This is a genomic window from Brevibacillus sp. HB2.2, assembly GCF_013284275.1.
Lineage (GTDB): Bacteria > Bacillota > Bacilli > Brevibacillales > Brevibacillaceae > Brevibacillus > Brevibacillus brevis_D.
Genome location: NZ_JABSUV010000004.1, coordinates 199,181 through 222,955, shown reverse-complemented (window position 1 = coordinate 222,955; position 23,775 = coordinate 199,181). Strand labels below are relative to the sequence as shown.

At 47.1% G+C, this 23,775-nt stretch carries 27 protein-coding genes; 10 read left to right on the top strand and 17 right to left on the bottom strand.

The window, feature by feature from the left end; all coding sequences use genetic code 11:
* Window positions 1–150: 150 nt before the first annotated feature.
* Both HP401_RS04700 and HP401_RS04695 read left to right on the top strand, forming a co-directional pair.
* The gene (locus HP401_RS04700) at window positions 151–708 is read left to right on the top strand and encodes a cysteine hydrolase family protein (RefSeq protein ID WP_015893303.1); all 558 of its coding nucleotides are present in this window, start codon (window positions 151–153) and stop codon (window positions 706–708) included.
* A gap of 114 nt (window positions 709–822) precedes the next feature.
* Entirely contained in the window at window positions 823–1,248 is a 426-nt protein-coding gene (locus HP401_RS04695) for an NUDIX domain-containing protein (protein WP_026134110.1), read from the top strand.
* Window positions 1,249–1,300: 52 nt separating this feature from the next.
* Here HP401_RS04695 and HP401_RS04690 read toward each other — a convergent pair whose 3' ends face one another.
* Window positions 1,301–1,504, bottom strand: a complete 204-nt coding sequence (locus HP401_RS04690; RefSeq protein ID WP_016741281.1) for a YwbE family protein — start codon at window positions 1,502–1,504, stop codon at window positions 1,301–1,303.
* 78 nt (window positions 1,505–1,582) lie between these two features.
* Between HP401_RS04690 and HP401_RS04685 the strand changes: the two genes are divergently transcribed.
* The 7 genes from HP401_RS04685 to HP401_RS04655 all read left to right on the top strand — a co-directional run bounded on the left by HP401_RS04685 (window position 1,583) and on the right by HP401_RS04655 (window position 9,041).
* Window positions 1,583–2,068: a hypothetical protein gene (locus tag HP401_RS04685; RefSeq protein WP_015893305.1), complete on the top strand. Its 486-nt coding sequence runs from the start codon at window positions 1,583–1,585 to the stop codon at window positions 2,066–2,068.
* A gap of 110 nt (window positions 2,069–2,178) precedes the next feature.
* Window positions 2,179–3,801: a response regulator gene (locus tag HP401_RS04680; protein ID WP_173604253.1), complete on the top strand. Its 1,623-nt coding sequence runs from the start codon at window positions 2,179–2,181 to the stop codon at window positions 3,799–3,801.
* Window positions 3,802–3,813: 12 nt separating this feature from the next.
* Window positions 3,814–4,176: a response regulator transcription factor gene (locus HP401_RS04675; RefSeq protein ID WP_015893307.1), complete on the top strand. Its 363-nt coding sequence runs from the start codon at window positions 3,814–3,816 to the stop codon at window positions 4,174–4,176.
* A complete protein-coding gene (locus tag HP401_RS04670) occupies window positions 4,173–7,061 on the top strand; it encodes an ATP-binding protein (RefSeq protein ID WP_173604252.1) in 2,889 nt (962 codons plus the stop codon). The genes HP401_RS04675 and HP401_RS04670 overlap by 4 nt, the downstream gene beginning before the upstream one ends.
* A gap of 151 nt (window positions 7,062–7,212) precedes the next feature.
* Complete coding sequence (locus HP401_RS04665) at window positions 7,213–7,419, top strand: cold-shock protein (protein WP_081496852.1); 207 nt, start codon at window positions 7,213–7,215, stop codon at window positions 7,417–7,419.
* An 84-nt stretch (window positions 7,420–7,503) separates the two neighbouring features.
* A complete protein-coding gene (locus HP401_RS04660) occupies window positions 7,504–7,812 on the top strand; it encodes a hypothetical protein (RefSeq protein WP_016741286.1) in 309 nt (102 codons plus the stop codon).
* A gap of 188 nt (window positions 7,813–8,000) precedes the next feature.
* Window positions 8,001–9,041 (top strand): acyltransferase family protein, encoded by a 1,041-nt coding sequence (locus HP401_RS04655; protein WP_173604251.1) that lies wholly within the window; start codon window positions 8,001–8,003, stop codon window positions 9,039–9,041.
* Window positions 9,042–9,134: 93 nt separating this feature from the next.
* Here the strand turns inward: HP401_RS04655 and HP401_RS04650 are convergent, their stop codons facing one another.
* Window positions 9,135–10,277, bottom strand: a complete 1,143-nt coding sequence (locus HP401_RS04650; protein ID WP_173604250.1) for a sensor histidine kinase — start codon at window positions 10,275–10,277, stop codon at window positions 9,135–9,137.
* Between the two features lie 489 nt (window positions 10,278–10,766).
* On the opposite strand from HP401_RS04650, the gene HP401_RS04645 reads away from it, so the two are divergent.
* Window positions 10,767–11,270: a S4 domain-containing protein gene (locus HP401_RS04645; protein WP_173604249.1), complete on the top strand. Its 504-nt coding sequence runs from the start codon at window positions 10,767–10,769 to the stop codon at window positions 11,268–11,270.
* A 45-nt stretch (window positions 11,271–11,315) separates the two neighbouring features.
* Here the strand turns inward: HP401_RS04645 and HP401_RS04640 are convergent, their stop codons facing one another.
* The 15 genes from HP401_RS04640 to HP401_RS04570 form a co-directional block, all read right to left on the bottom strand.
* Window positions 11,316–12,152: an N-acetylmuramoyl-L-alanine amidase gene (locus HP401_RS04640; protein WP_173604248.1), complete on the bottom strand. Its 837-nt coding sequence runs from the start codon at window positions 12,150–12,152 to the stop codon at window positions 11,316–11,318.
* 6 nt (window positions 12,153–12,158) lie between these two features.
* The gene (locus HP401_RS04635; protein ID WP_087348958.1) at window positions 12,159–12,614 is read right to left on the bottom strand and encodes a phage holin family protein; all 456 of its coding nucleotides are present in this window, start codon (window positions 12,612–12,614) and stop codon (window positions 12,159–12,161) included.
* A gap of 93 nt (window positions 12,615–12,707) precedes the next feature.
* Window positions 12,708–12,845, bottom strand: coding sequence for an XkdX family protein (locus HP401_RS04630; RefSeq protein ID WP_173604247.1), 138 nt, complete (start codon window positions 12,843–12,845; stop codon window positions 12,708–12,710).
* Window positions 12,845–13,039: an XkdW family protein gene (locus HP401_RS04625; RefSeq protein ID WP_173604246.1), complete on the bottom strand. Its 195-nt coding sequence runs from the start codon at window positions 13,037–13,039 to the stop codon at window positions 12,845–12,847. Before HP401_RS04625 ends, HP401_RS04630 begins: the two co-directional genes overlap by 1 nt.
* Complete coding sequence (locus HP401_RS04620) at window positions 13,039–16,575, bottom strand: DNRLRE domain-containing protein (protein ID WP_173604245.1); 3,537 nt, start codon at window positions 16,573–16,575, stop codon at window positions 13,039–13,041. The genes HP401_RS04625 and HP401_RS04620 overlap by 1 nt, the downstream gene beginning before the upstream one ends.
* Window positions 16,576–16,710: 135 nt before the next feature.
* Entirely contained in the window at window positions 16,711–16,983 is a 273-nt protein-coding gene (locus HP401_RS04615; protein ID WP_087348948.1) for a hypothetical protein, read from the bottom strand.
* Window positions 16,984–17,301, bottom strand: a complete 318-nt coding sequence (locus HP401_RS04610; RefSeq protein ID WP_173604244.1) for a hypothetical protein — start codon at window positions 17,299–17,301, stop codon at window positions 16,984–16,986.
* A complete protein-coding gene (locus tag HP401_RS04605) occupies window positions 17,298–17,870 on the bottom strand; it encodes a hypothetical protein (RefSeq protein ID WP_173604243.1) in 573 nt (190 codons plus the stop codon). The genes HP401_RS04610 and HP401_RS04605 overlap by 4 nt, the downstream gene beginning before the upstream one ends.
* Window positions 17,867–18,682, bottom strand: a complete 816-nt coding sequence (locus tag HP401_RS04600; protein ID WP_173604242.1) for a baseplate J/gp47 family protein — start codon at window positions 18,680–18,682, stop codon at window positions 17,867–17,869. The genes HP401_RS04605 and HP401_RS04600 overlap by 4 nt, the downstream gene beginning before the upstream one ends.
* The gene (locus HP401_RS04595) at window positions 18,670–19,104 is read right to left on the bottom strand and encodes a DUF2634 domain-containing protein (RefSeq protein WP_173604241.1); all 435 of its coding nucleotides are present in this window, start codon (window positions 19,102–19,104) and stop codon (window positions 18,670–18,672) included. Before HP401_RS04595 ends, HP401_RS04600 begins: the two co-directional genes overlap by 13 nt.
* Window positions 19,104–19,352, bottom strand: coding sequence for a hypothetical protein (locus HP401_RS04590; RefSeq protein ID WP_173604240.1), 249 nt, complete (start codon window positions 19,350–19,352; stop codon window positions 19,104–19,106). Before HP401_RS04590 ends, HP401_RS04595 begins: the two co-directional genes overlap by 1 nt.
* Before the next feature lie 3 nt (window positions 19,353–19,355).
* A complete protein-coding gene (locus HP401_RS04585) occupies window positions 19,356–20,309 on the bottom strand; it encodes an XkdQ/YqbQ family protein (RefSeq protein WP_173604239.1) in 954 nt (317 codons plus the stop codon).
* A gap of 13 nt (window positions 20,310–20,322) precedes the next feature.
* The gene (locus HP401_RS04580) at window positions 20,323–20,913 is read right to left on the bottom strand and encodes a hypothetical protein (protein WP_173604238.1); all 591 of its coding nucleotides are present in this window, start codon (window positions 20,911–20,913) and stop codon (window positions 20,323–20,325) included.
* A complete protein-coding gene (locus HP401_RS04575; RefSeq protein WP_173604237.1) occupies window positions 20,910–23,147 on the bottom strand; it encodes a hypothetical protein in 2,238 nt (745 codons plus the stop codon). Before HP401_RS04575 ends, HP401_RS04580 begins: the two co-directional genes overlap by 4 nt.
* Before the next feature lie 228 nt (window positions 23,148–23,375).
* A complete protein-coding gene (locus HP401_RS04570) occupies window positions 23,376–23,762 on the bottom strand; it encodes a phage tail assembly chaperone (protein WP_016741305.1) in 387 nt (128 codons plus the stop codon).
* Window positions 23,763–23,775: the final 13 nt, after the last annotated feature.

Genomic DNA, 23,775 nt, shown 5'->3' with positions numbered 1-23,775 from the left:
TCCAGAGCAAATTCACGCTCTTCTATGATGAAAGGAGTGGTCAGTTATGAAAAAGGGCAGGAATCAACGTTCTTATAAAGCTGTGCGTGTACCAAACAACTCAAAAGGGGAACACCAACACTAACCCCCTTTCACCTAGGAGGAAATGAATTGATTCGGAAAACAGCTCTACTGATTATTGATGCGCAAGTAGGTATTATCGAAGGGCAACTTGGTCCTGTTTTTCAGCCGTCTACACTTGTCCAAACATTAAAAAAAGTAAGAGAAGACGCCTATAGCAAGGGGATTCCTGTGCTGTACGTTCAGGATGCAGATGTCGGGGAAGTCGGTTCAGACGACTTTGCCATCCACCCTGAGATCGCACCTCTCCCATCAGAAACAGTGATTCAAAAACTAGCAACTGACTCGTTTCACGGAACAGACCTGCACGAAAAGCTACAAGCGCTCGGAATTAACCACCTTGTTATCACAGGGTGCAAAACCGAGTATTGTATCGACAGCGCCTGCCGCAAAGCGACGACACTCGGCTATGATGTGACGCTCGTCAAAGACGGGCATTCTACATCGGACAATCAGGTATTGTCAGCGGAACAAATCATCGCTCATCACAATACATGTTTGCATGGATTGGGGAATATTGAGCCATTTATTTTGGTGCGGGAATCAACCGAGGATATCTTCGCCCCTACCCATGATTCTTACCGATAACGTTTTTGCTGAACTTCTCGAAACCGTCTCTTCAGGCGGTTTCTTGTTTTGTCCTGCTTACGATTTGATCTTGTTATAATAGAAGAAACGAATCTGCCTATCGAAGGAGCAACCATGTCGACTACTATCGCTATACCAAGATTGGGCGTAGGAGCTGTCATCCTAAACGACAAGAATGAGATTTTGCTGGTTTTACGAAACAGAGATCCAGAGAAGAATACATGGAGCATTCCCGGGGGAAAAGTTGATCCCTATGAACAACTGGAGACAAGTGTCATCCGGGAAATCAAAGAAGAAGTCAATCTCGATGTCGAGGTAAAGTCCCTGCTGTGCACCGCAGAAACCATCCGCCCGGAAAGTGCCGAGCATTGGGTGTCGGTCATTTACGAAGTCACGATCCTGGGTGGAGAAGCACGCAATTTAGAGGAAGGCGGGGCGATTGGAGACATGCGCTGGTTTTCGCTCGATGCACTACCGTCGAATCTGGCTTGCTTCGCCGTACCAGCTATTGAGCATTTGCAAAACCGGAACCGTTCATGAAAAGCAAAACGGACAGTTGCCCATGGGGTCTGTCCGTTTTTTCTGAAGAAGATTACTCCCCTTTTCGGATGATCTCTTGCACTCTCCCCACTTGTCCATCCGTCAAACGGACCTTGATTCCATGCGGATGGGTACTAGAGTTCGTCAGGATATCCTTGACGATTCCACGGGTGCGCTTGCCTGTGCGTTGGTCCTGTTTTAATACAATCTCGACCTCAAGACCCGCTGTGATGTCTTTTCGATTTTTTCCGTTCATTTTTCCCTTCTCCTTTTTTCGTTCTATGTCCCACCTATGATATAATCTACAAACAAATCTATCTCACCGGAGGAATCCATGCTTACTTTTGAAGAAAAACTAGCGATTATTGAATCTTTTCCACAACTGACTCGAAATGACGTCTCTCTGAAACGGGTTAATTTTCATTATGAGGAAAGTCTTCATGAAAAGAAAACGGTTGTCTATCACCTTCATCCGAACGGCAACGGCTTTGTGTTCGTCGGCTTTGTGAAGAGCTATCAAAAGCAAAAAGACGATAAGGGCTTCATCAATATCCGTGATTTCTCGGCGGAAGAACTGCGCACGGTTATCGAAGCGTCGATCCACTCTCTCTCCCAAAAACGTGAGGAAGCGCCTAAAAACACTGCCGCATCAGATCAACTGGAGCAAACATGGGTCGACAAGCAAAACCGCACGCTCTTGCTGCAACAGGAAGACGCGTTGTGGAACGTATACCACGGGATGAACCTGGAAGCTTCCTTTGAATCGTACGTAGAAGCGGAGCAATATCTGATTGAAGAAGGATTTTCCCTTCAACAATAAGCCCTTCCTCCTCCCTGCTACATGTACCATACCAAATCGTAGACGTTTTGATCAAATGGGCGCAGGTGATCCGACCGCTTGCGCCATCCCAACACAGGGGGGCGTACGACATGATCAAGTACAGAGATGCACTTCTTACGAATATTCACAAACAGATTGAGACGTGGTATACCCAGAAGTCCCCCGTCTCTCATGAAGAGCTATATCGCTTTCTTCATTCGTTAAAAGGGACATCCGGGACAATTGGCTTGACCGACTTGTCTGATCTGTCTCAGATCCTCCTGGATCGAATGGAAGACATGCCAGCCAAGGATTGGTCGCTCGGCGAATGGCGATTGTTTTTGCACGAGTTGATCAGCTTGTGTTACGAACAACGGCCGGAACAGGAAGTTTTTATCGAGAACCCCACTCTCCAACGGGAATCCCCTTGTGAGCAACAGCCTTTGGTCCTCATCCTGGACGATGACGTCACCCTGCTTATGTATCTAAAGGAATATTTAGAAAACCACAATTGGTCTGTCATCGCAACGGTCTATCCTCATATGGCTCTCGACTATTTTCACGACATGAACCCCGACTGCTTCATTCTGGATTTGAACATCCCGGAAACGGGCGGCTTCCAAGTGATACAGACGATTAGCGAAAAAATAAAGAAGCAATATGTGCCTACGACCATTATCAGCATCGATTGCGGACGGGAGACCCGTCTGAATGCCTATCGTTTGGGCGCAGATGACGTCATGTGCAAACCGCTTGATATGGAAGAACTGGTTGTACGCCTTGAACGCCAGCTTCGCCGGAAGCGCTGGATGAACAGCATTTTGTTTTTGGACGAGCTAACGGGTGTCAACAATCGCAATTCTTTTGTTGATACATACCAACGGCTTCTTTCTGATGCCCAACGAACCAACACCCCCTTCTCACTGGCATTTTTAGATATCGATTTTTTCAAAGGGGTCAATGATACATACGGTCATCTGATCGGGGACGAGGTGCTGACTCGTTTTGCTGCTTTCATCGGGCAGAGCGCGGAAAAACAGGATGTATTATTCCGGTACGGCGGAGAGGAATTTATCCTGTTGATGCCGCGTACGACTGTACAGACAGGAAAGATACGCCTGGAACAAATGCTCTCTGCTTTTTGTTCGCTTACGTTCGATGCTCCTGAAGGAACGTTTTCTTTGAGCTTTTCCGGTGGAATCGTACAAGTAGATGATCCTCATAGACCGCATACGTATTGGGTAGAAGCTGCAGACACTGCTTTGTATGCAGCCAAAAATGCAGGGCGGCGCCGGATTGAAACCGCTCAAATCACAGAGACACATGACTCCCCTAAGGTAAAACTGAAGGTCGCGATAATCGATGACGATCCGATGATTCGTGTGATGCTTGCCGATTCCATCCAAACCAGTTTTAACGGTTGGATGCACGTCGACATCCAGACTTTCGAAGAAGGAGCAGCTTTCTTTGGCTCCACCTGGCATCAGGGACAAGAGCCTTATCTGGTCATTTTAGACGGGATGATGCCACAGATGGATGGCCTCGAGGTTCTCCGGAAAATCCGGAATTTGCCGAATGCCAAGAAGTATACGGTGATTATGCTAACAGGTCGTACGGAAGAGCAAGACATAGTCCGCGCGCTTCAGCTCGGAGCTGACGACTATATGACCAAGCCATTCCGTACACGCGAACTGGAGGCTCGCATCACGCGACTGGTTAAGCGAATGCTGTAAGGAGGTAGCAAGATGGCAACCATTATGCTGGCCGAAGACGAAGCCGTGTTGCGCATGTTGATTGGCGACACGCTCGAAGACGAGGGACACGAGCTCGATATCGCTTGTGATGGAGAGGAAGCCCTGCAAAAAATCGGTCAAAATGAGTACGACTTGATTATTTTAGATTATATGATGCCAAAGCTGACAGGCTTTGAAGTATTGCAGCAGCTCAAACAGATGGACGATAAAAAGGCAGTCAAGGTCCTGATCCTCTCGGCAAAAAGTCAACATGCCGAACAAGAGAAAATGCGTGAAGCTGGTGCTGATGACTTCATGCCGAAGCCCTTTAGCCCGATGGATCTCGTCCGGAAAGTGGAGGAAATGCTCGCATGACGGGGTTCTGGGCGTTTATCAGAAAAAGCATCACACGTCGCTTCATAGCGATGATGCTTCTTTTTCTGTCACTTCTGATTGCGGGCGCTGGCATCGTTCAAAATTTGAATAGCAACGCATTAAACCATTATCAGACGGAGATATACAATACCAAGGAAAAACAAAATTTGGTCGCAGACATCGCTGAGCACACGAACCAGATCTTTTTTCGCGCAAGGGGTTATTACGCTTTCTTGAGCCCATCTGAGTACAATGAGCTATTTCTTGAGAAAAAGAAGCTGGAACAGGCGTTGGAAAAATTTAAGAAGCTTCCGCTCAATGATGAGGAGCAAACGCTTGTCGCTTCGATCGAATCTTTCTTCACGAACTTTTTCGCCAATGTGTTTCCTACTTTTTCGAGTTATGCAAAGAACGGAGACTTTGAATCCCTGCGGAAAGCTTCGGCCAGTGGCGTGAATCAGGAAGTGAACAACCTGCTTAAATACGCCGGGCGGTATCAGGAAGAGCACGATCAGCTTTTATATACGAAAAACCAACTACTGTTCGAAGAGATGTCACAGATAAGCACCTGGTTTCTCGTGTACTCTCTAATGGTGCTGGTGATCATGATAATAGTCACCATTCAAACTACGCGGGATATCGGCAGGCCGTTGGTTCGTCTATCCCAAAATGCTGAACAGTTTGCTAATGGCGGTACACCTCTTTTGCAGGATTTGAACAGGATTGACGAAATCGGTAGGCTCTCCCGCTCCCTCGACTATTTGATCAGGCAAATTCAAGTCAAAGAAGAAGTGCTCATGGCGCAAAACGAAGAGCTGCAAGCCCAGCAGGATGAACTGATGATGCAGCAAGAAGAGTTACAAGAAGCATTGGGCAAGATGGAGGAAAACGAACGGTATTTGGAAAAGAAAAACCGTTTCATCCTCTCTTTGTCGAATACGTTGGATAAAAGCGAGCTATTGTCCAGTATCATTCGCAATATAACTGAAGTCATGGATGCCGATAAAGGTGTTATCGTCATGTTGAACACTGACAGGGACGCAGCTAGCTTTGGCGTTTCGCAGAACGGTCTGGAGCAATTGCGCAAAGGATTGGATGATGGTCCCTTCGTGCGAATCAGGGAAACGGGCCTGCCATATGTCCTGATGCGTGAAAGCACTGACGCTGAGCGCGGCTACACAGAGGAAAAGTCACAAACATTTGAGCTTTACCTCCCAGTGCTAGATGCTCAGCAGACAATCGTTGCCTGTATCATCTGCTCCCGTATCGGTCGAAAATTCACGAATCAGGAGCTACAAGTCATCATCGGCATCGCCAAGCAGATTTCCTTGGCACTCGACAAGCTCGAGATGTATGAGGAGACAGAGCGACAGCGTAAAATGACGCAGGACATGCTCGATTCTGTTCAAGAAGGCATTCAGCTTATAGATTTGAGTGGAGAAACACTTCAGGTGAACTGGAATTTTTGTGAGCTCTTGTGTTACGACCATCAGCTCGCTTCGCAAGGATTTGACTTGGAACAGTTCCTTTCCCATCTACAGAGTCGAACCTCTGAGCCTGATCGGCTGATTCAGTATGTCAGATCTGTTGTTTTAGACGAAGGTGCCATTCCTTCAGGCAGTATTGTGTTTGAGATGACTGGACCGCAAGTACGCTATATTCAGCTCTATGCAGAGCCACTGTACCGGAACCAAGAGAAATGGAGTACCTTGCTCGTTTACCGTGACTTCACCAAGGAATACGAGATCGATCAAATGAAATCGGAATTCGTCAGTACGGTCAGCCATGAGCTGCGTACCCCTCTCGCCAGCGTACTTGGTTTTGCGGAGCTGCTGTTAACGAAAAAGCTCAAGCCCGAACGTCAACAGCGGTACATAGCGACCATTTATCAAGAAGCTACTCGCCTGACTGCACTAATCAACGATTTCTTGGATTTGCAACGCATGGAATCCGGCAGACAGACGTATGAGCTAGAAAATGTTGCCATTGATCAAGTGATTCGAGATATTTTTGAACTTCATCGAGTACAGTCCCCTCTCCATCGATTTGAACTCGATTTGCAAACGGAGAAAACCGTTGTTTATGGAGACCAAACCAAGTTACATCAAGTATTTTTGAATCTGATCAGTAATGCCGTCAAATACTCCCCGCATGGTGGTCATGTCCGGGTGGGTTGTCGACAAGATGGCAATCGCTTGTTCGTGGAGGTCCAGGATGAAGGGCTAGGCATTCCTTCCGAAGCCATCCCTCACCTGTTTACCAAATTTTATCGCGTAGATAACTCGGATCGTCGCGAGATCGGCGGGACAGGATTGGGTCTCGCCATTGTTCAGGAAATCGTCCATATGCATCATGGAGAAGTTTCCGTTATTTCCGAATCGGGCAAGGGTAGTACATTTACGGTTACTCTTCCATTGGCTGAGCACGCTTTGTCCCCTGGCTATCCAGCGGGAAGTGAGGAGGCAGTTTCTCCAACTGGTCAATGCAAAGGAAACGTTGTAATCGTCGAGGACGATTTGAACTTAACCGAGCTGCTGCGTCATGAGTTAACATGCTCTGGATTCAGCGTCAATTCCTTCTCTACTGCGTCTGAGGCAGTAGCAGCAATCGAGGAGCTGCGACCGGATGCTGTCGTGCTTGACCTTAACTTGAAGGACGGCGAAAGTGGTTGGAAGGTCATTGAGGAGATACGCAACAACCCGGATTTACGAACTATTCCGATCGTGATCTCCAGTGCTTTTGAGGAAAAGAAAAAGGCATTTGATCTGGGGGCAACCGGCTATCTGATCAAGCCTTATCATCCAGATACCTTGTCTAAAGCGATTTTGCTGGCCATCACGAATCATGAAGCAACGGGGCAGATCTTCATTCCCGACGAACAGTAAAGATGGTATGGACAAAAGAGGCTGCGTCGATGAAAGCGCGGCCTCTTTTTTTACCTACTACCAAAGAAAATCTTGGTATATTCATGCGCTTTCCATCACACATTAATAGAGGTTACTTTGTGCACTTTTGCCCTGCAAAGGAGGAGTTCATGTGTATTTCTCAAAAAAAGCAGTCGTTCCAATCGAAGAAGAGGAAACAGATGTATGGACGTGCAGTAACGAGGGCTGTACGTGCTGGATGAGAGATAACTTTTCCTTTGATAAGAGCCCGAGCTGCCCTTTTTGCCATGCCCGAATGGTAAAAGACACGCGCATGCTACCGGTCATAACCAATCACAGCAGCAAACGGAACTCTTGAGTCCTTCTTTTCTTTTTTCTTGCGGGTATTCTTCCTCTTCTCTACAATAGGCTCATGACGTACGAATGTTAGAGGAGTATGCCCATGAACCGAAAAGAGATGGAAGATCAAGTGATTCAAGCCTACCAGCGCGATGAGGGCATGATGATTCTCGTTTTTGCCCAATGGTGTGTGAATCACGGTCTCGATGCACGCGAATTATACCGCCGCGCTTATCCCGCTCAAGGGGAAAATACGTTACTCGCTCAAATGCTGGACAATACCGTTCCCAAAGAAGAAGCTGAGGACATTCCTGATGCGACTCTCCTCGGTGTATTGTCACTGTTTGGCAATGACGATTTGGCGTTTGTGGTCAGTGAGACCATCGATGAAATGAAAAAGAATCCGAAATAATGTATGAAAGCCATTCTCGTGCGAAAGCTACACGCGCGGGGTGGCTTTCTTTCTTTTTATTTTTTTCCGGAATCCCCCTCCCCTGTCCAAATACGAATCAAAGAAAACTTTATTATCATAAAACCATTCACAGTTTATTGTTTGAGCGACAACGTCAGCCGACAAACGATGAAATGGAGAATATCGAAATGTATACAGATTCAAAAATCTTGAAATCTCTGTTTTACATCCAGCTCTTCTCAAGTTTTCTCGTTGTAGTCGGTCATTTCACGGCTTCTGCACTTTCGTTTACAGATCCGTTCTGGATCGTGGCCCTCAATCAGATCAGTCGTTATGGCACTGTCCTGTTGACGGTCGCCACTGGTTATTTGACTGCTTATTCTTTTGAAGCCAAGAGCCCTACTGCTCGCGAGTTTTTTTCAGGGAAGCTTCTGTATATTTTTGTCCCTTATTTAGTATCTGGTGTCCTGTACCATTACTTGTTGAAAAAAGGGATGCCTCATACTGCCCAAGACTTTACAAACATTGTTTTAGGCAAAACGGGTGACCATCTGTACTTTGTGTTTATGATTTGTCAGTATTACGTTTTTGCCTATCTGTTTCGTCGTGTGATCACGAAGCGCAATATTTTGGTTGTCATTTGGATTCTGCTCGGTATTCAGTACGTCTACATCAACTTCATCCATCAGGGCTGGTTCGGGCTCACCACGCGTCATATGCTCCCGAGCTGGATTTTTACCCTGTACATGGGGCACGTGTTGTATTGGTACCGTGAATCGCTCCTTTCCTTTTTGCGAAACAACCGCTCAATCCTGACGCTGATGACGGGTGTTTCCACTGCGGCTGCGCTGTTTTTTGTTATCTCAAACAAGCTGTATGTGGCTGTGCATTTGACTTTTGTCTTCGCCACGCTTTTGTCGTTTCTCGTGCTCATGGTCTTCTTTTTGGAACGCGTCGATCGTTTGCACATCAAGTTTCGAAAAGGGCTGACGTATTTTATTTTCTTGTTTCACTCTGCTTTTTTGATCATGTTCAAAGATTATTTGTTTGCGAAATATGGCGAGGTCGCTTGGCTGTTTGAAAACACGTTGTACTCGCTGCTGTACTTACTCCTGATTATCGGGTGTAGTTGTCTGTTGGCGCTTATGCTGGTCTGGATGGTAAACAAACTGGAGCATATCTCCAAAACCATACGACAAACACGTAGGCCGCTTCACGCTAGCAAATAAACAGTCCCGTCTTTTTTCACAAAAAAATGACCTATTCACGGTGCACGTCTGTTCTCGAGCGTGCCTTCAGGAATAGGTCGTTTTTTTGTAGCGTTAGATATGATGGCTCATCGACATCGAGCCACTTGTACATATGTCGCAGGGCTTGAATTGCATGGAAAACATCGTTTGCAGATCAGTAGATTCGCACGTAATCGTTCCTCCATGCCGCTCAATGATTTCTTTGCAGACGTATAAGCCAATTCCAGTACCGAGCTCCTTCGTCGTGAAAAACGGTTCAAAAATAACCGAGAGCAGGTCAGGTGGTATTGGCGATCCATTGTTGGAAACGGTAATCAAGGAGCTGTCGGGCGTTTGAGACACCTCAATGACGATCTCCTTATCGCTTGTTTTTTTATGTAACGCATCCAGCGCATTCGAAATGATATTGATAAACACTTGCTTCATTTCATCCTTGTAGCCTTTTAGTTGGAAGGTAGGATCGATACTGCATTGGATATCCACATTCACGTCAACGATATTCGGATAGAGGAAGGAAAGAATCTCATCAAACAACTCCCAAACGCTAAAAACCTCCATTTGCTTATAGACCGCTCCCTTTTTCGAGACCAGCAAAAACTGCGAAACCCGGTAATTCAATTGCCGCAGCTCATTTTCAATAATGTCTACGTAAGGGAGGTTCGGGTAATCTTCTTTTAACAAACGCGAGAATCCCATAATGGAAGTAAGCGGGTTCCGGAATTCATGGACGAAGCTGGATGCCATTTGCCCTAGAATCGTGAGCCTGTCTTTGTGAGAACGCTCGATAAATAGCTTCTTCTCTTCCAAATCGTTGTCTTTGAGATCGGTATATTTAAAAACAGCATGTACCAAAAAGACATCAAAGCATTCGTTTATTTTCAATAGGGCAGGCATTAAAGTGGCAGGCGTAAAAGGACCTTTTTGGAGAAGATCGATAACCATTTCTCGGCCCATGCACACGTTGGAAACGAAATCGCCAATGTTGGTCTCTGCCCTGTTTCGTTCATATGCGACCTTGTAAGCCAATTCTTTAATATCCTCAAGAGTGATTTCCGAACGAAAATATTCAATAACCATACGATACAGTGCTTGGCCATTCAGATGGATCAATCCCTTGTATTGATCACTGTCCGAAACGGCAATTCGTCGCTTGAATTCTTTTACGATCGCTGCCTCGTGCTCGTCCAAATATACTGCCAAGTCATCCATCGGCATCTATCCCCACTCCGAATTATAGGCAAACTCACCTTCCAGCCCATTATACTATCATTATCATTAATTAACTAAATATTTTTACTACTTTAGCAAAAAAGAATAGTAAGGGGAAAGGAGCTACTTGTCAAAACCACTCGTCCTCCTATCATCAACAATACAATTCCCCTTGGAAACTGACCCATTATCTGGTATATTGGTGTCACGTCTATTTGGATGGAAAGGTACGGTAACTACGTATGCCAACATCTACTTTGTAATGGCCTAAAAAACTGGATAGCTTGCCCTTCGGAAAACATACGGTTTTTCGTACAGGTGCAGTCTGCCCTTTTTTCCCATTACAAAGGAACGTAACGAAATCTGTAGGTGTATATCCTAACGGAGGTTCGCTATGGGGAATCTCCGTTTTTTTGTGTTCAAAAACAGGTCTGCCCTACAGGACATCCAAATAGCAGGTGCGTTCCTTTCACTTTTTATACGAGGTGAAGGACCATGCATACCATCGAGCATACGTGGGTATTACGTGAAAATCAAGAAATTCAGCCAGTACGGCGATATTGCAGCAATTGCGGGCGAACCGTTCTCTTTTTCGATACCAACATCCGCCGCCACAACGCTAACGGTAAAAACATCTATCGCTTCGCTATCTATAAATGCGAAAAAAATCATACATGGAACGAAAAGCTGGCCATCTACAAAGCCTTTACAGATCATCGGGAGGTGCCAGACACGGAGTTTGGTGAAGAAATCGCGCCGCTCCCTATTCTCCCCTTGCTTGAATACCAGGAAAAGGGCGTTCAGGAAGTGACGATTCGTATAGAGAGTACAGAGGCGCGCTTCCGCCTCGACAAGCTGCTGTCCGAACAGATAGAAGGCTGGAGCCGCAGCCAGATTGCCCGCAAGATCAAGGACGGGCAAATTCTCCTAAATGAGCAGGAGACGAAACCAAGTATTGTCTTGAGTGCAGCGGATATCATTCAGATTCGGATTGGGTAAAAGTATGTATGGGAAAAGTCGCAGACGGAATCTGCGGCTTTTCTTTTATTTCTTCAATACGACTGCTTTTCGCGGCTCGTCCCACTCCACTTGCAAGCCAAGTAAGGCAGCAAGCTCTCTTGTTTTCGCAAAAGCAGTTCCCTGGTCGATCACATAGGAGACTTCCTGTCCGTTCACGGTCACTTTTTGCGTGGAAGGCTCCCATTCCACTGCCCCACCAACTGCTTCCGTAATCATACGGATGGGTACATAGGATACATCATCGATTAGTTTTCCTGTGGAAGTAAGTGTTAGCTCAACCGTGCACTTATCCACATCAGGCTGTGGTTTTTGTGGATAAGCTGTGAGAAACCTGTGGACATCCTGTTGAAACTTTGTCCATGCGTCCTTCGCTGGCATTCCTGTATAGGTTTGCGCGGTCGTATTGACGACAAAAAAGGCTGGGCAGTTTTTCCCCGTAATGTCGTAATGACGCCACAGGTGCTCGACTCCCCAGCCATGTCGCTTCAAGATATCCGCGGTCAGCGCCACTGTTTGCTCGTACATTTTCGTAAAGCTTCCATCTGCATTGACGCACATTTCAATCCCAATCGTGCAGTTGTTCGGATAGTTGCTCAATTTGTTCAAGGCGGCCTGTGAATAAGTCTGCGCCCCGACGTGGTAGCCCATCTCGTCCTCGGGCAGGCAGCGAATGATTTGCTTGTCGTCCACGATGTAGTGTGCGCTCGCTACTGTCGTTGGTTTGTTGAAGTAATTTCGGTTTGCGACGGCATTGGCCCCGCTGCGTTCGTTGGCCGTCCAGTGGATGACGACTCCTTTTGGGACCATTTTCTTTTTGGGACGGGAATTTACGTTGGTTAGAAGCATCTCGGTGATATTCATCGTTTACTAGGACTCCTTTCGTTTGGCACGCTCTGCCTTTGCCTTGATTTCGGCACTGACTAATTTCTCAACGGATTTGGGCATCGGCCAGCCTGCGCGGTGGGCATTGGCGGTCAGGCTTGTCCACGTGTGGTAGATGAGGCCGAAGGTGACGCCGTAGAATAAGAAGCCTGGGGTGCCCATGACACGGTCTAAGAGATTGGCTACGGCTGGTAGAGCCATGAGGAACAAGGTGCGGGGGATTCGGGACAGGCCGTAGTCGGAGGAGTAGGATTGGTCCTTTTTGGCGGCGGAGATGCCCGTGATCCAGTCGAGGGCGATTAGGAAGAAGAGGACGATGAGGATATCTTGGCGGTTGGTGCCGTAAAGATAATGAAAGGCGGGCGACACGATTGCACCTGCTGTTGTCGCCCAGGCGTTTGCTGGGGTTGCGATGCTTTCTAGGCTGTGTAGGGATTTCATAGGTTCGTACCTCCTCGCCCCCTTGGGGGAACAAAAATAGCCCCGCTAGGTACGGGGCTGACTCCAATTCTTTGTGTATGAAATAGTAGTAGCTTAAAAATCTTGGTTGGTAATTTGCTTGAATTCCTCTGGCGTGATTTCTCCGAAAGGATTGGATGTAGTCTTTACAGCAAGTCGTAGCTTATCTGCTGTGACCCACTTCATACTAAATGCCAACTCCCAAAATGCCATCAGTTAGCACCTCCTTTTAATTGGATAAGCTCAAGCTTAACTTGGGCTAGCTGTTCGCCCATTTTTTGGATTAACGCATCTTTTTGGATGTTGCTAATTTTGAGCGAGGAGAGCTCCTGTCCCATTGTCATAACTGGATCGGTTTGTTGCTGTTCTCTAATCACTGAGATAGCCTCTTTATTTTGCATCTTCATTAATCGAACGCACCCCCATAACCATTTACAAGTACACGTTCCTTCGCTGTTCCTTTGTCGATGGTCACCCATAGATTAATAGCCCATTCGGGAGCTGTTTTATTCTTATTGGTGAACAAGTAGCCTCGATTTCCCTTTACTGCCCCTGTGCAATCTTCCCATGTAGGTACATCATCTAAGTAGTTATTGCAAACTTTCACACTTTCAATGGACGAGCCTTCTGGCAAGTATCTTTCAAGTGTCACTAATACACGTAATGGCATACCGTCCAATGTGAAGTCTGCTTTGATATCTGGATTTCCGTACTCTAGCATAAATTCGATATGGGTCTCTGTTCGGGTGAATGTGTAAATTCGCTCGGATGAGATTCCCGCGCTGTCCGTGGCAACGATCTTGATTTGATGCTGTACGTCCAAATCCAATCGAATCCAAGCGTCATAGCTAATTTCAACTGTGTATTGTTGTCCGGCTACGCCCGCAAACGACCTGATTTGCTTGCCGTTCAGATACTCGGTAAAGGTGAAAGTGTTGGCCTCTGGATCAGTGGCTGAATAGTTCACGCTTGGAATTTGCATGAACGCGCCGAGGTCTTGATTTGTTCCGCTGATAACAGGCGGCATGTTGTACTTGACTGTGTATGCTCTTTGATCTACCAAAGAAGGTAGTCTGTTAGTTGAGTCATAAGCCTGTACTTTGGCGTAGTGAACTCTGTCTTCTGCCAGTATGGGGGAAACGAGTGTATTTCCATCGAAAATCTGTTTGTTCCTGTACTGGAACGTCTTACTGAAATTGTACGGCGTTACTCCATCGGAAATGAACGTGCCTATAGGTATATCTCCGCTTCCGAAAATCGCGTTTACCACTATCACAGCTCCGTTAACTTCACTGCTAGCCGTTCCGGTGAACGTATAGTTCATACCCTCGATAAGTTCTAGATTGTCGGCTGGGCTTGTTAACGTTACTACAGGTGGTTTTCCTACGTCGATAGAACCAAAGTATCTGATTTCCGTGTCCGTTGTTCCGGGTTTTGTGTATCTGAACATGCTTGGCGGTACGGTAAATTTCGTTTTGAATGACTTATCTTTGAAGGAAACGGCGTTTTTACCACTATTGGTTATAGCTTTAGCGGCAGGGAACGTAATAAACCCATCAGACGAATGCGTATGGAAAATCGTATTGTTGTTCTCGATAAGAACGTGCACAGCGTTGTTCGGATCGACAGATATATATGAATCCGTTGCGATTCCCAAGTCTACAGTAGTGGTGAAATTATCTCCGCCATTTGTCGACCTAGTAAAAGCCGCTCTGTTGGGTGATCCGTTGGCGATACCCACATACGAGACATTAACAACATCATTGGGTGACACCCTGACCACTGAGGTAGGAAATGACGTTCCGGTGCCGTTAGAGAATCTTTGGACAAAGTCGGAGTTTGGCAACCTCCTGAGTAAGTTAACAAGGAAATTAGAGCCGTCTTGTCTAGTAAAAGCTATAAATTCAGTTCCTTGACTATCCACGTCTATGGACGGGTATGTTTGGTGCCAAGAAGTGTTGTTGTTCGTACCGATTTGTTTCACAAAAGCCGTATCCCTAATGGTTCCAGTGGCGGTTAGATTTGCGTCATGTCTGACCAAATTGAACGAAGAAGGGTGACTAGACACTTTTGCTGACGTAACCAAGAGTAATTTTCTTCTTTGTGCATCATAAACCAAATCCATGCTATGGATATCAGCGAGCGTTACACCAGTCAATGTCGTGTAGTTTTCTGGTAAATTAACATTGGAAAGTGTCGTTACGTCCAGTGCGTGCAAGCCGAGCGTGTTTGCTGTTCGCGCGAATAAGACATACAACATATTCCCGCTTGCTTCAATAGCGAATCCTTTGGTTACGCTTGCGCTTATGTCACCGCTCCAGTCCCATGTCTTTCCATTATCTTTACTTAATACAACAGATAGTTCCAGACCCGACACGTCTCTCACTACACTACCTAACCAACCGTTGGCAAACCTCACCACTCCAGCTCTGTTTCCGCTGTAAAAACTAGCGCTGGTTACTCGGACGGGTGCAACGATTTGACCGGGTTTTTGTTTGACGGTGAAAGTAGCAGACTCAACATAAGGAGACATCAAACCCTTGTCGTCAACAGAGGCAACCCTAACCTTCGATGCGTTGGTATCTACCATCGATCCGCAAACTATTGTTGCTGGTGGCGTTCCGGTGAACTTAGGGAATGTACTCCACGAACCCAGCTCTGGATAATATTGACCAATGACATATCCACTGACGGAACCGTCTGGGTCTGTCGATGTTCCGAAACTAACGGATATGTTATCTCCGGTTTCGTAAGATGTCTTATCAACACGAACGTTAGTTGGCGGTGTTGGCGGCTCATTTACAATTGGAAGTAGAGCAACTGACATCGATACTCCGGGATACGATCCGGTGTACCACGTTGCGCAATCGTCCCCTTTTTCGATGTACGATTTGTGGACGTACTTATCTATCAGGTGTTGCGTGCTGTCGGCGTAAGTGTTATGTGCTCGTGTTATAAATCCTTTTGGCATCGTGCTTATTGACGCACCAGATGATAACAGATTCATAACGACCATCGTACCGCTGACATTGTTGAACTGCGTGTCCTGTGGGGCGTATTTGTTCTGTGCGCCTGTGTACTGTGTTGGTTCTGGAGCAGATACTCCCTTAGCGTTCCGATACATAGAGACAGTCCCGTACCATCCTACGTAATCCCCGCCAGCATAGAATCTGACATTTGGTTCAGCTCCAACTATCTTCTTGTACGCTAAGGCGTACCTGTAACTTCCGACAACCTTATCATAAAGCATCGTCCATCCAGCGGTTACCGTAATGGGATTCGCTGTAGAACCAGCGCGAACTGCAATTAGCATGATGTCGTTAGCTTGATAACCAACTGGAGGAGACAGCGTAAATTCGGTTGCTGACGCGTTCGATTGGTATCCACTCACGAAATAAGCATCTTTTCGTTCTGATGGTAGCGTGTAGTCGATAACCAATTTCGGTCTGAGCGCATCGTTAGCATACTGGTCGGAGTAGAAGTGGTAAATTCCGCTATTGTTAGCCTCGCTTTGGTTCTTTATGACAAACCCAAAATTTGCAAAATCAGCATTAACCCATTGTTGCACAACATTTTTCATTTCTAAGTTTGCTGTTGAATTGGGGTCAAATGCTCCTGTCGCAGACACACCAATTGTTTGTGGTTGAGAATTCCAAGTCACCGACCCTTTAGCTGGCAAGCTGGATGCTAATGCTTTTATTTCGAAGTTTCTGGTTTCTCCGCTGGAACTGTGTATGTTTAGTTGTAATTTAGCGCTATTGATTATCGCCCCATTAGGTATCTGTCCGATGTCGAACAACAAAAAAGATCGCAGCACAACAGTGCCGTTAACACCAAACGTCAACACGCTTGTTGATGGTTCGAACGAATCATTCGGGAATGACGAATTTACATACGTGGCTCTAACTATGCTGTTTGTACTATACAATGTAATTACAGGCATGTTTCTCCTCCTTATCTTTCCGTGATGATGATCGTATGGCGCATGATTGTGTCGGATGGAACGGGTACATATGTGTTATTGGTTCTGGCTCTTACGCAAATGTCCGTTCTTGCGCCCCATTCCCGTTTCTACCATCTAAACCTCCAACCGACTCTGAGCTTCGTTGTAGTAGCCCCGAATCACCCTGATAAAGCTGATAGTAGACAGGTCATCATTAAAATTATTGTGTACAAAACCGTCAGGCAAGGTGGATTCGATTGTATTCACTCGTACTTTCAGGTTTGATACATCTGCCATCAGCACAGCTAGCTCTGCATGAGCATCTGCAATACCTCGCTCCCAACGGTTAATATCGTGTTCGGTAACCGGATCATCGTGCTTCCAGTCCGTTTTCGCTACATAAGACACTTACACCCCTCCTCTCGCTTCGATAACAAAGGCTAGGTTTACGAACTGTGCCCCGTTCATTTCAATGTTTCCTGTCTTCTCAGCAACGACCGCTCCAGTTCTGGTCCTCAACTTTGCGCTCGTGATTACTGGCACACTGGCGACATGTTGGGCAGATACTTGTAATGCAATTCCGTCTTGAATGCCTGCAATCGGATGCGAAGCAATCTCCACAGCTTGTACAGGCACTGAAACTGAGCCGTTTATCAAAATGTCGCCGCCCGACACCCTAGCCAGCAGGTCATTCCGGACGGTTTGAAGATAGCTTGGCAGGATCATTTCACGACCTCCTCGTAACGCTTGATTGGTGTCATTCCTACACGAAATTCACTGACCTTGTGGTACTCCTTAATCCCGACGACTAAGACATCTCGCAGCACGATCTTCTCCGAAACAACTGGTTCAAAAGCGACTCCATTACAATGAACTGGCCTGATTCTCTCAACAGCTTGAACAGCATTCTTTGTATCGAATCGGTCCTCAATCGGGTAGACGTACCGAATCACCTTTTTGCCGTAATCCTCGACCATCTGGACATGCTTGAATGACGAGGAACTCAAACCAATTGCACGCAGCACGCTTGGGGTAAATCCAAGATACGACCAATGCTTTTGCTGGATATTCTTTCGCCGTTCCTCCACACTCAGCAGCTGCTTTCTCCCGAAATAAATCCAATCCCAAACATCCAATCCCCAGGTAGCTGACCATGGGCTAAACTGCTGTAGGATGTCCTCACGCTGCAAATTGAAAGCATCTACAACTGTCCCTGCACCTTCAAAGTGATATTCCGCCACTTTATTCTCGTACCATTGCGGCGGCAGCATCCGCCGATAGCGTTCTGGTATCATGCTGTCACCGCCATCGTTAGTGTCGATACAGAGTCAGCAGGCACAGTCACATTCAATTCCGCGCCGTTTAAGGTGTAGCCTGTGAAATCTATTACCCCATCCACGAAAAAGAGCGCACCGATCTGCTGATACACGATCTGAGAACGCCCTTTTAGGTAGGTTTTGATTTGCTTAGTAATTTGATCTTTGACCTTCTCGATTTCCGCGTCTGGTCGCAAAGCAAGTTTTACAGCGATAGTCACCGGATACACTTTCGCGGGTAACACCTGCAAGTCATGCAAAGCTCTTCGTTTGTCTTCCAGTTTCGTCCGTACATTCTTAGCCAGGTCATGCCCCGCAGGGTTGCCTGTCAGGTCTGTGATATACACGTCGATAGATAGGTCATGCCGCGCCTTCTCGATAGCAACTGCTCCTCCTACCCCATCTACATTTCGCGCCCACCGCTCGTAGTCTTGGCGTCTGCCGTCTCCCTCTTCTGTACGAGCTCGATCAATTAAGCGCTGCCGATATGCATCGTCTGTCTCCGCCTCATTGCGAGATAAGCCGAAGAATACGCCTGTGGCATCCAAAAACTCTCCATCCGCCCAGGGGAGAAACCGTTGGAGAAAACCGTACTCAAATAACTGCTGCTGATCGCTAATTTCCTCTGCAATCGGATAGCCGAGGTCATAAAAGATTTCTCCCTCTTCCGTCGCTGGTGGCGTCTCTCCACGCTTTTGCGCTATCTGGTCCATCCGATTAGCCATTCGCTGATAAATCTGATCCGGGGTTTCCCTGAGAATCGGCATTTCTGGTTTGTCTAACGTTGCCATGTATTCACCTCCGTCCTAGTTGTCCCTCTCGTGCCCTCCATTTCGAGCGAAAAAATGACCCGGTTGTCCTCAAACCGAATGTCTACCACTTCCGCACGCTCTATCTCACTGTGAGCCTCTAGCGCCTCTTGTACTTTCGTCTTAATTGCTGGCAATGAAATACCCGAGCGCATCCTTCCTGTCTCATATAGGAAGTCTACTCCGTACCTTTCCGAGTAAATCTCGTACCGGAAACGACGCGTATTCAAGATTTTCTTTGCTGTCTCTTCCAGATACTCCGCATAGGTAGCCGTCCGCAAATAGCGACCATCTGGCCCTTGCATCAATTGTTTTGTAGTCCAATCGAATTTGTATGTCCATGGAATCGGGTCATCTGATGATCGAACCAGTTGTGTTTCGTCTCCGTTCAGCTCTGGAAACATTACTCCACCACCCCAAGCAGGAGGTATTGTTCGTTATTGCATCGCAACAGAGCTACTTTTTTACCAACATCTTCTTGCAACAATTGGGCAGAACGCAGTACAGACAACTCATACGGCTCCAAGGGTGTCGGGTCCTCGTCGAGCTTTACAGACAAAGGCGAGACTGACAAAAGCTTGCCAAATTCCCCTTGGGTGTTCTCGATGCCGTCTTGTGCATGCCCCCGCAGTTTTGCGATAACTGAATGCATCCCTTACGTCCTCCTTTCCAATTGGAGATCCATTGTGTATTGACCGCCCTTCCAACGCGCTTGGCAGTTGGTGACGATCCAATCCGTGATGGATTTATTGTCCTTTTCCATGATTTTGATTAGCCAGCCTGCACGAAGTCTCGCCGCATTTTCATCCTCGTGCTTGACCGAAATGGAGCGTGTCTTTGGGATTTTGGACAACTCTGCAAGCTGCTTGGCTGCCAATCCAGCTACGTTTTTGTCCTCGCCTGCATCGATGACTTTTTGCATGCGTCCGATTTGTTTGACCAGGCTATCGTTAGATTTCGTTGCACTGCTCACGACCCGATCATCCCGGTAGCGCTCTACTGTCACGACGGTGTATACATCCTCGATACTTTCTCCCGTCGAGCTGCTTGTGAGCAAGCTCGCCTTGAACATCGGGATGATGCTGTTTTTCCCCTCGGGGAGTACCGTCAGCTTATCGCGCTGGTATTGCACGAAATAGCGGATGCCTGTCTTTTCATACGCCTGCTCTGTCAGTGATGTAAAGAGAGACGTATATGATTGGGACGAGATCCTCTCCTTGACCGTAAAACCGAATGCCGGGCAGCTAAAATGGATACCTGCCGACTTAATGATTCGTGCAAGCTCTGTCCCTGCATCTCCATCCAGCTTGAGCCTGGAGACTTCGTTTTTTTGCATATACCAGCCAAGCTCGTATGCTGTTGCAGATAAATCGCCCGTCCGATCATCCCGGTCAAAACGAACGAGCGGGCCATGGAAAAGCTGCTGGGATTCTTTTAACTCCACGCCTGCAAAGAGCATCAAAAAACCCGCCGTTTGTAGCGGCGGGCCTCCCTTGACTTTCACATCACAATTTTGGGCGATTTGTCCCCTAGCCGAGGACCAGGAAAGCTCGGTAACGGCCGGGGTCAGGTCATAGCGGGTCTGTTCTTTTCCGTAAATGACTCTCATTCCATCCACTCCGTTACATTCTGTTTTCTCTTTCCAGCTTTTCGTGAATCATCATTCGCCTGTCCTCGGATTTTCTGCTATCTATTTTGGGGACCGATTGTTGTTTCTTCGTCTTTTTGGCTACCTTCCCGCTCGTGTTCGGACGAGCTGGCTGCTGTCGCGTAATGACCGCACCCGGGGATAAGAGCTGCGTCTGATTGCTCCACGTAATGAACTCATCTTTGACAAACAACGGTAGCTCAATCGAACCATGAAAATCGACGTTTTTTCCTTGGAATTTTCCGTCACATGGGCCGATGAGCACATTCCACGCCAAATCAAGCTCGTCTATAGTCAAAAGTGCTTCAGAGCCCGTTAAGCGATCCAATCCAGCAAGCCATTGCCTAGGCCCCTGATAGCCCTGTACCTCGACATAGGGGGCCGTACTGTCTCCGGGTAAGATGAAGTCAAAAGAGATGGATTTTGGACGTCTGGAAGAGATGCGATTGCCGGACAATAACGTAATCGATGTCGAGCTTTCGATGTCGTTGCCGTAGCCACGAAACTGGATTTCCGCAGGTGTAACCGGAAACGTCAGCCTATATTTTCCCTGTAGACGGATCATTTCGTTACTCCTCCCCTCGTCTCTATTGCATCCAGCAGGGAGCGCTCGATGATGTCCTTGATTCTCTGCGCGACAGATGGATCGCTGAGCATTTTTAACATGGTTGGGATATCTTGCAGTACGCCTTGTACGTGCAGTGGAATCGAAACTTGCGGAATAGCAATGGAGACAGGCTGCGGATTCCCGGGTGAGTTACCAACAGGCGAATGATTCGGAGCAGCAGGACCTGCTTGAATTGCTGGTTTCATAGCTGCAGCTCCCGCAGATGCCACAGGAGTCTTGTTCTGCCACCACGACTTGATCCCATCATAGAGGGCACCACCTGCAGTTGATCCACCCATGCCACCAATAAAGCCACCAACTATCCCCCCGATTGCTGTACCAATCCCAGGTAACACCGAACCAATAACTGCTCCAGTAGCCGCTCCCGCTGCTGCCCCTCCCCAGCCACCGAGTGCTTCTGCCCCCACTTGTGCTGCAGTATCCAGCTTGTTCGCTGAGCCTGCAATAGCTGTGACGCCTAGTAAAGTTCCCAGAAGAGGAACCCTTCTGAGTCCTCCTTTCAGCATTTTTTTCCAGCCACCGCTGGCAGCTTTACCAGTCTCAGCATGATTGCCGCCACTATCTGGTCCGGGTTGATTTCCTGCAGCAGAGGAGGTAGTTGGCGCACTGTTTTGATTTTTGTTTTTGCCGTCAGTTTTCTCTGCTTCTTTTTGCGGATTACCGCCACCAGCGTCCGGTTGTTTTTTTCCTGCCGTAGAAGTTGTTGGGGCATTGTTTTGACCTCTGCTCGTTGTTTTCCCCGCTTGTCCTTGAGGACCACCACTATTCGAAGTAGATTTTTCTCCTGTTGGAGGGCGATCCGGAGAACTTTTTTTCTTTGATTTCTTTTTAGAAGGAGTTCTTTGTGTGCCATCGCAGCAACAGCAGCAGTCTTTTCCGCCAGTCGCTTCTGGAGGGAACTTTTCTATGGTTTTCCAAAGATCTTTGAATTTTTTCAGCTGAGATGTCGTGTGAACGTTCAAAGCATTACCAAGGAGTAGTAATCCTCCGACAAAAATCACAGTACCTTTTATCGACTCGCCCAAAGAGTTAAACGAGCCCATTATTCCTTCAGCTGCTTTTGAAATCCCTGTATTTATCCCAGACATTTGTTCTGCGTACAGAGTCGCGATCTCCATGGCCTCGTTTCTCGCCATCGCTTGTGCCTGCCCAGTTTTATAATAAGCATCGTTCTGAGCAGACAGCTGATGCGCATTCACCGCTTCATTCCCGACTTTATATGCGCTCTCTTTCCCCATTTCCGGCACAAAAGCCCCTGTAGCCGTATCTTTTACTTCTCGCAGACCCTTCGCCATGTCATCTCCGGCATCGCCTCTCAAAGTATCGAATGCACGTTGTTGTAACGTTTGATCCTGGATGCTAGAAAAAGTCATCAGGAGTTTTCCGAGGGCGATATTTATTGTTTCTTTCTCCCCTGTTGCGAGACTTCGATTCAGCGTTGCTATATCTTGGGCGGCCTTGGCCTTTGCATCCTTCTTATTTTGAGCCTTGTAATGCTTCTCAAGAATTGCGGCGAGATCACCATTATCCGACATCTTCATTGCATTCTCATATAACGCACCATACGTTTTAAAATCATTCAAAAGGTTCCCTATTGAAACATAGGTAGCGGCCATTTTTTCAGGCGTATTCAGCAAATTGCCATTCTGTAGGTTGAAATGAGCCATAGACTCCACAAATTTTCCAGTCGCGGCTCCCCCTCCCTTGTTGCTTAAATACTGAACGGCATTTGACTGCCTAACGGTACTTTCATTACCAGTAGAAATCTCAATGGAGCTCATCATTTTCATGATGTCATCTTCCGTAAACCGCGTCGTGTATTTCAGCATGCTTGCTTTTTCTGCATACTTTAAACCATTGGATGCATGCACAAGTTCAGCTTTGGCCATGAGGCTATATGCTTGATCTTTCTTTATATCAGGGTTGAGCTCACGTATGGTTATGGAAGTCTCTTCTATCTTTAGGAGTTGCTCCTTACTTTTGCCACCAGCTTCAAAAAGTGTCTTTTCTCTTTCAGTCGCCTGAGCTTCTTGGGCAACCGAGCTCAGCGTTGTTCCAAGAGCCTTTTCGATCAAAGGAGTTAGTGAGCCCTGGAGTCCTTTTGCGAGATCGTCATATTTACCTACTACTCCACTATAAGCATCAAACTTTTCCATCATTGTTCCTGCCATTCTTTCACCTCCTTGTCCTCCCAGATGTCTTACACCCAGCAGAACCCGAAAAAAGCCGGGAGACCTATCCCCCAGCCCTTTCCTCATCCTCTGCCTCAATCAACTGACAAGCAAAAATAAACAGCTTCTGCTTGTACAAATCGACTTCGTACTCGAGTAGATCCGACGGGCGGCCTCTGCCTTTTAGAAAAGCACGGCAAATATGCCAGGCCTCGCCGTCAGATCGGATTAGTTTTTTGCTTCTTCAATGGCTTCTTCTTCCGTTTGGGTCGCATTGACTTCACGGACTGCATTTAGTAGCTTGGTGTAGCCTTCTGGGTTGTCGCGGAAAATTTTCTCGACGAGCTCATACTTGGTGCCAACCTTGTACGCTTTCTTGAGCTCTTCCTGATTCCAAGGGAATTCGTGCTCGGTAGCTTTCACCAAACGAGCATCGTTGTACAGGAACCAATCCGTTTTCTCTCCTTTGTCAGCCATGCGTTCGCAATCACGCAGCTCGGACAAATTCAGTTGGCGTACCTTCCACTCGTCACCATCGATGGTGACGGTGATTTCTTTTCGCGGAGCTTGTTCATTAGCCTTGGCCAAAAATTTCTCGAGTTTGTTTTTGTTCATATTCAAGCACTCT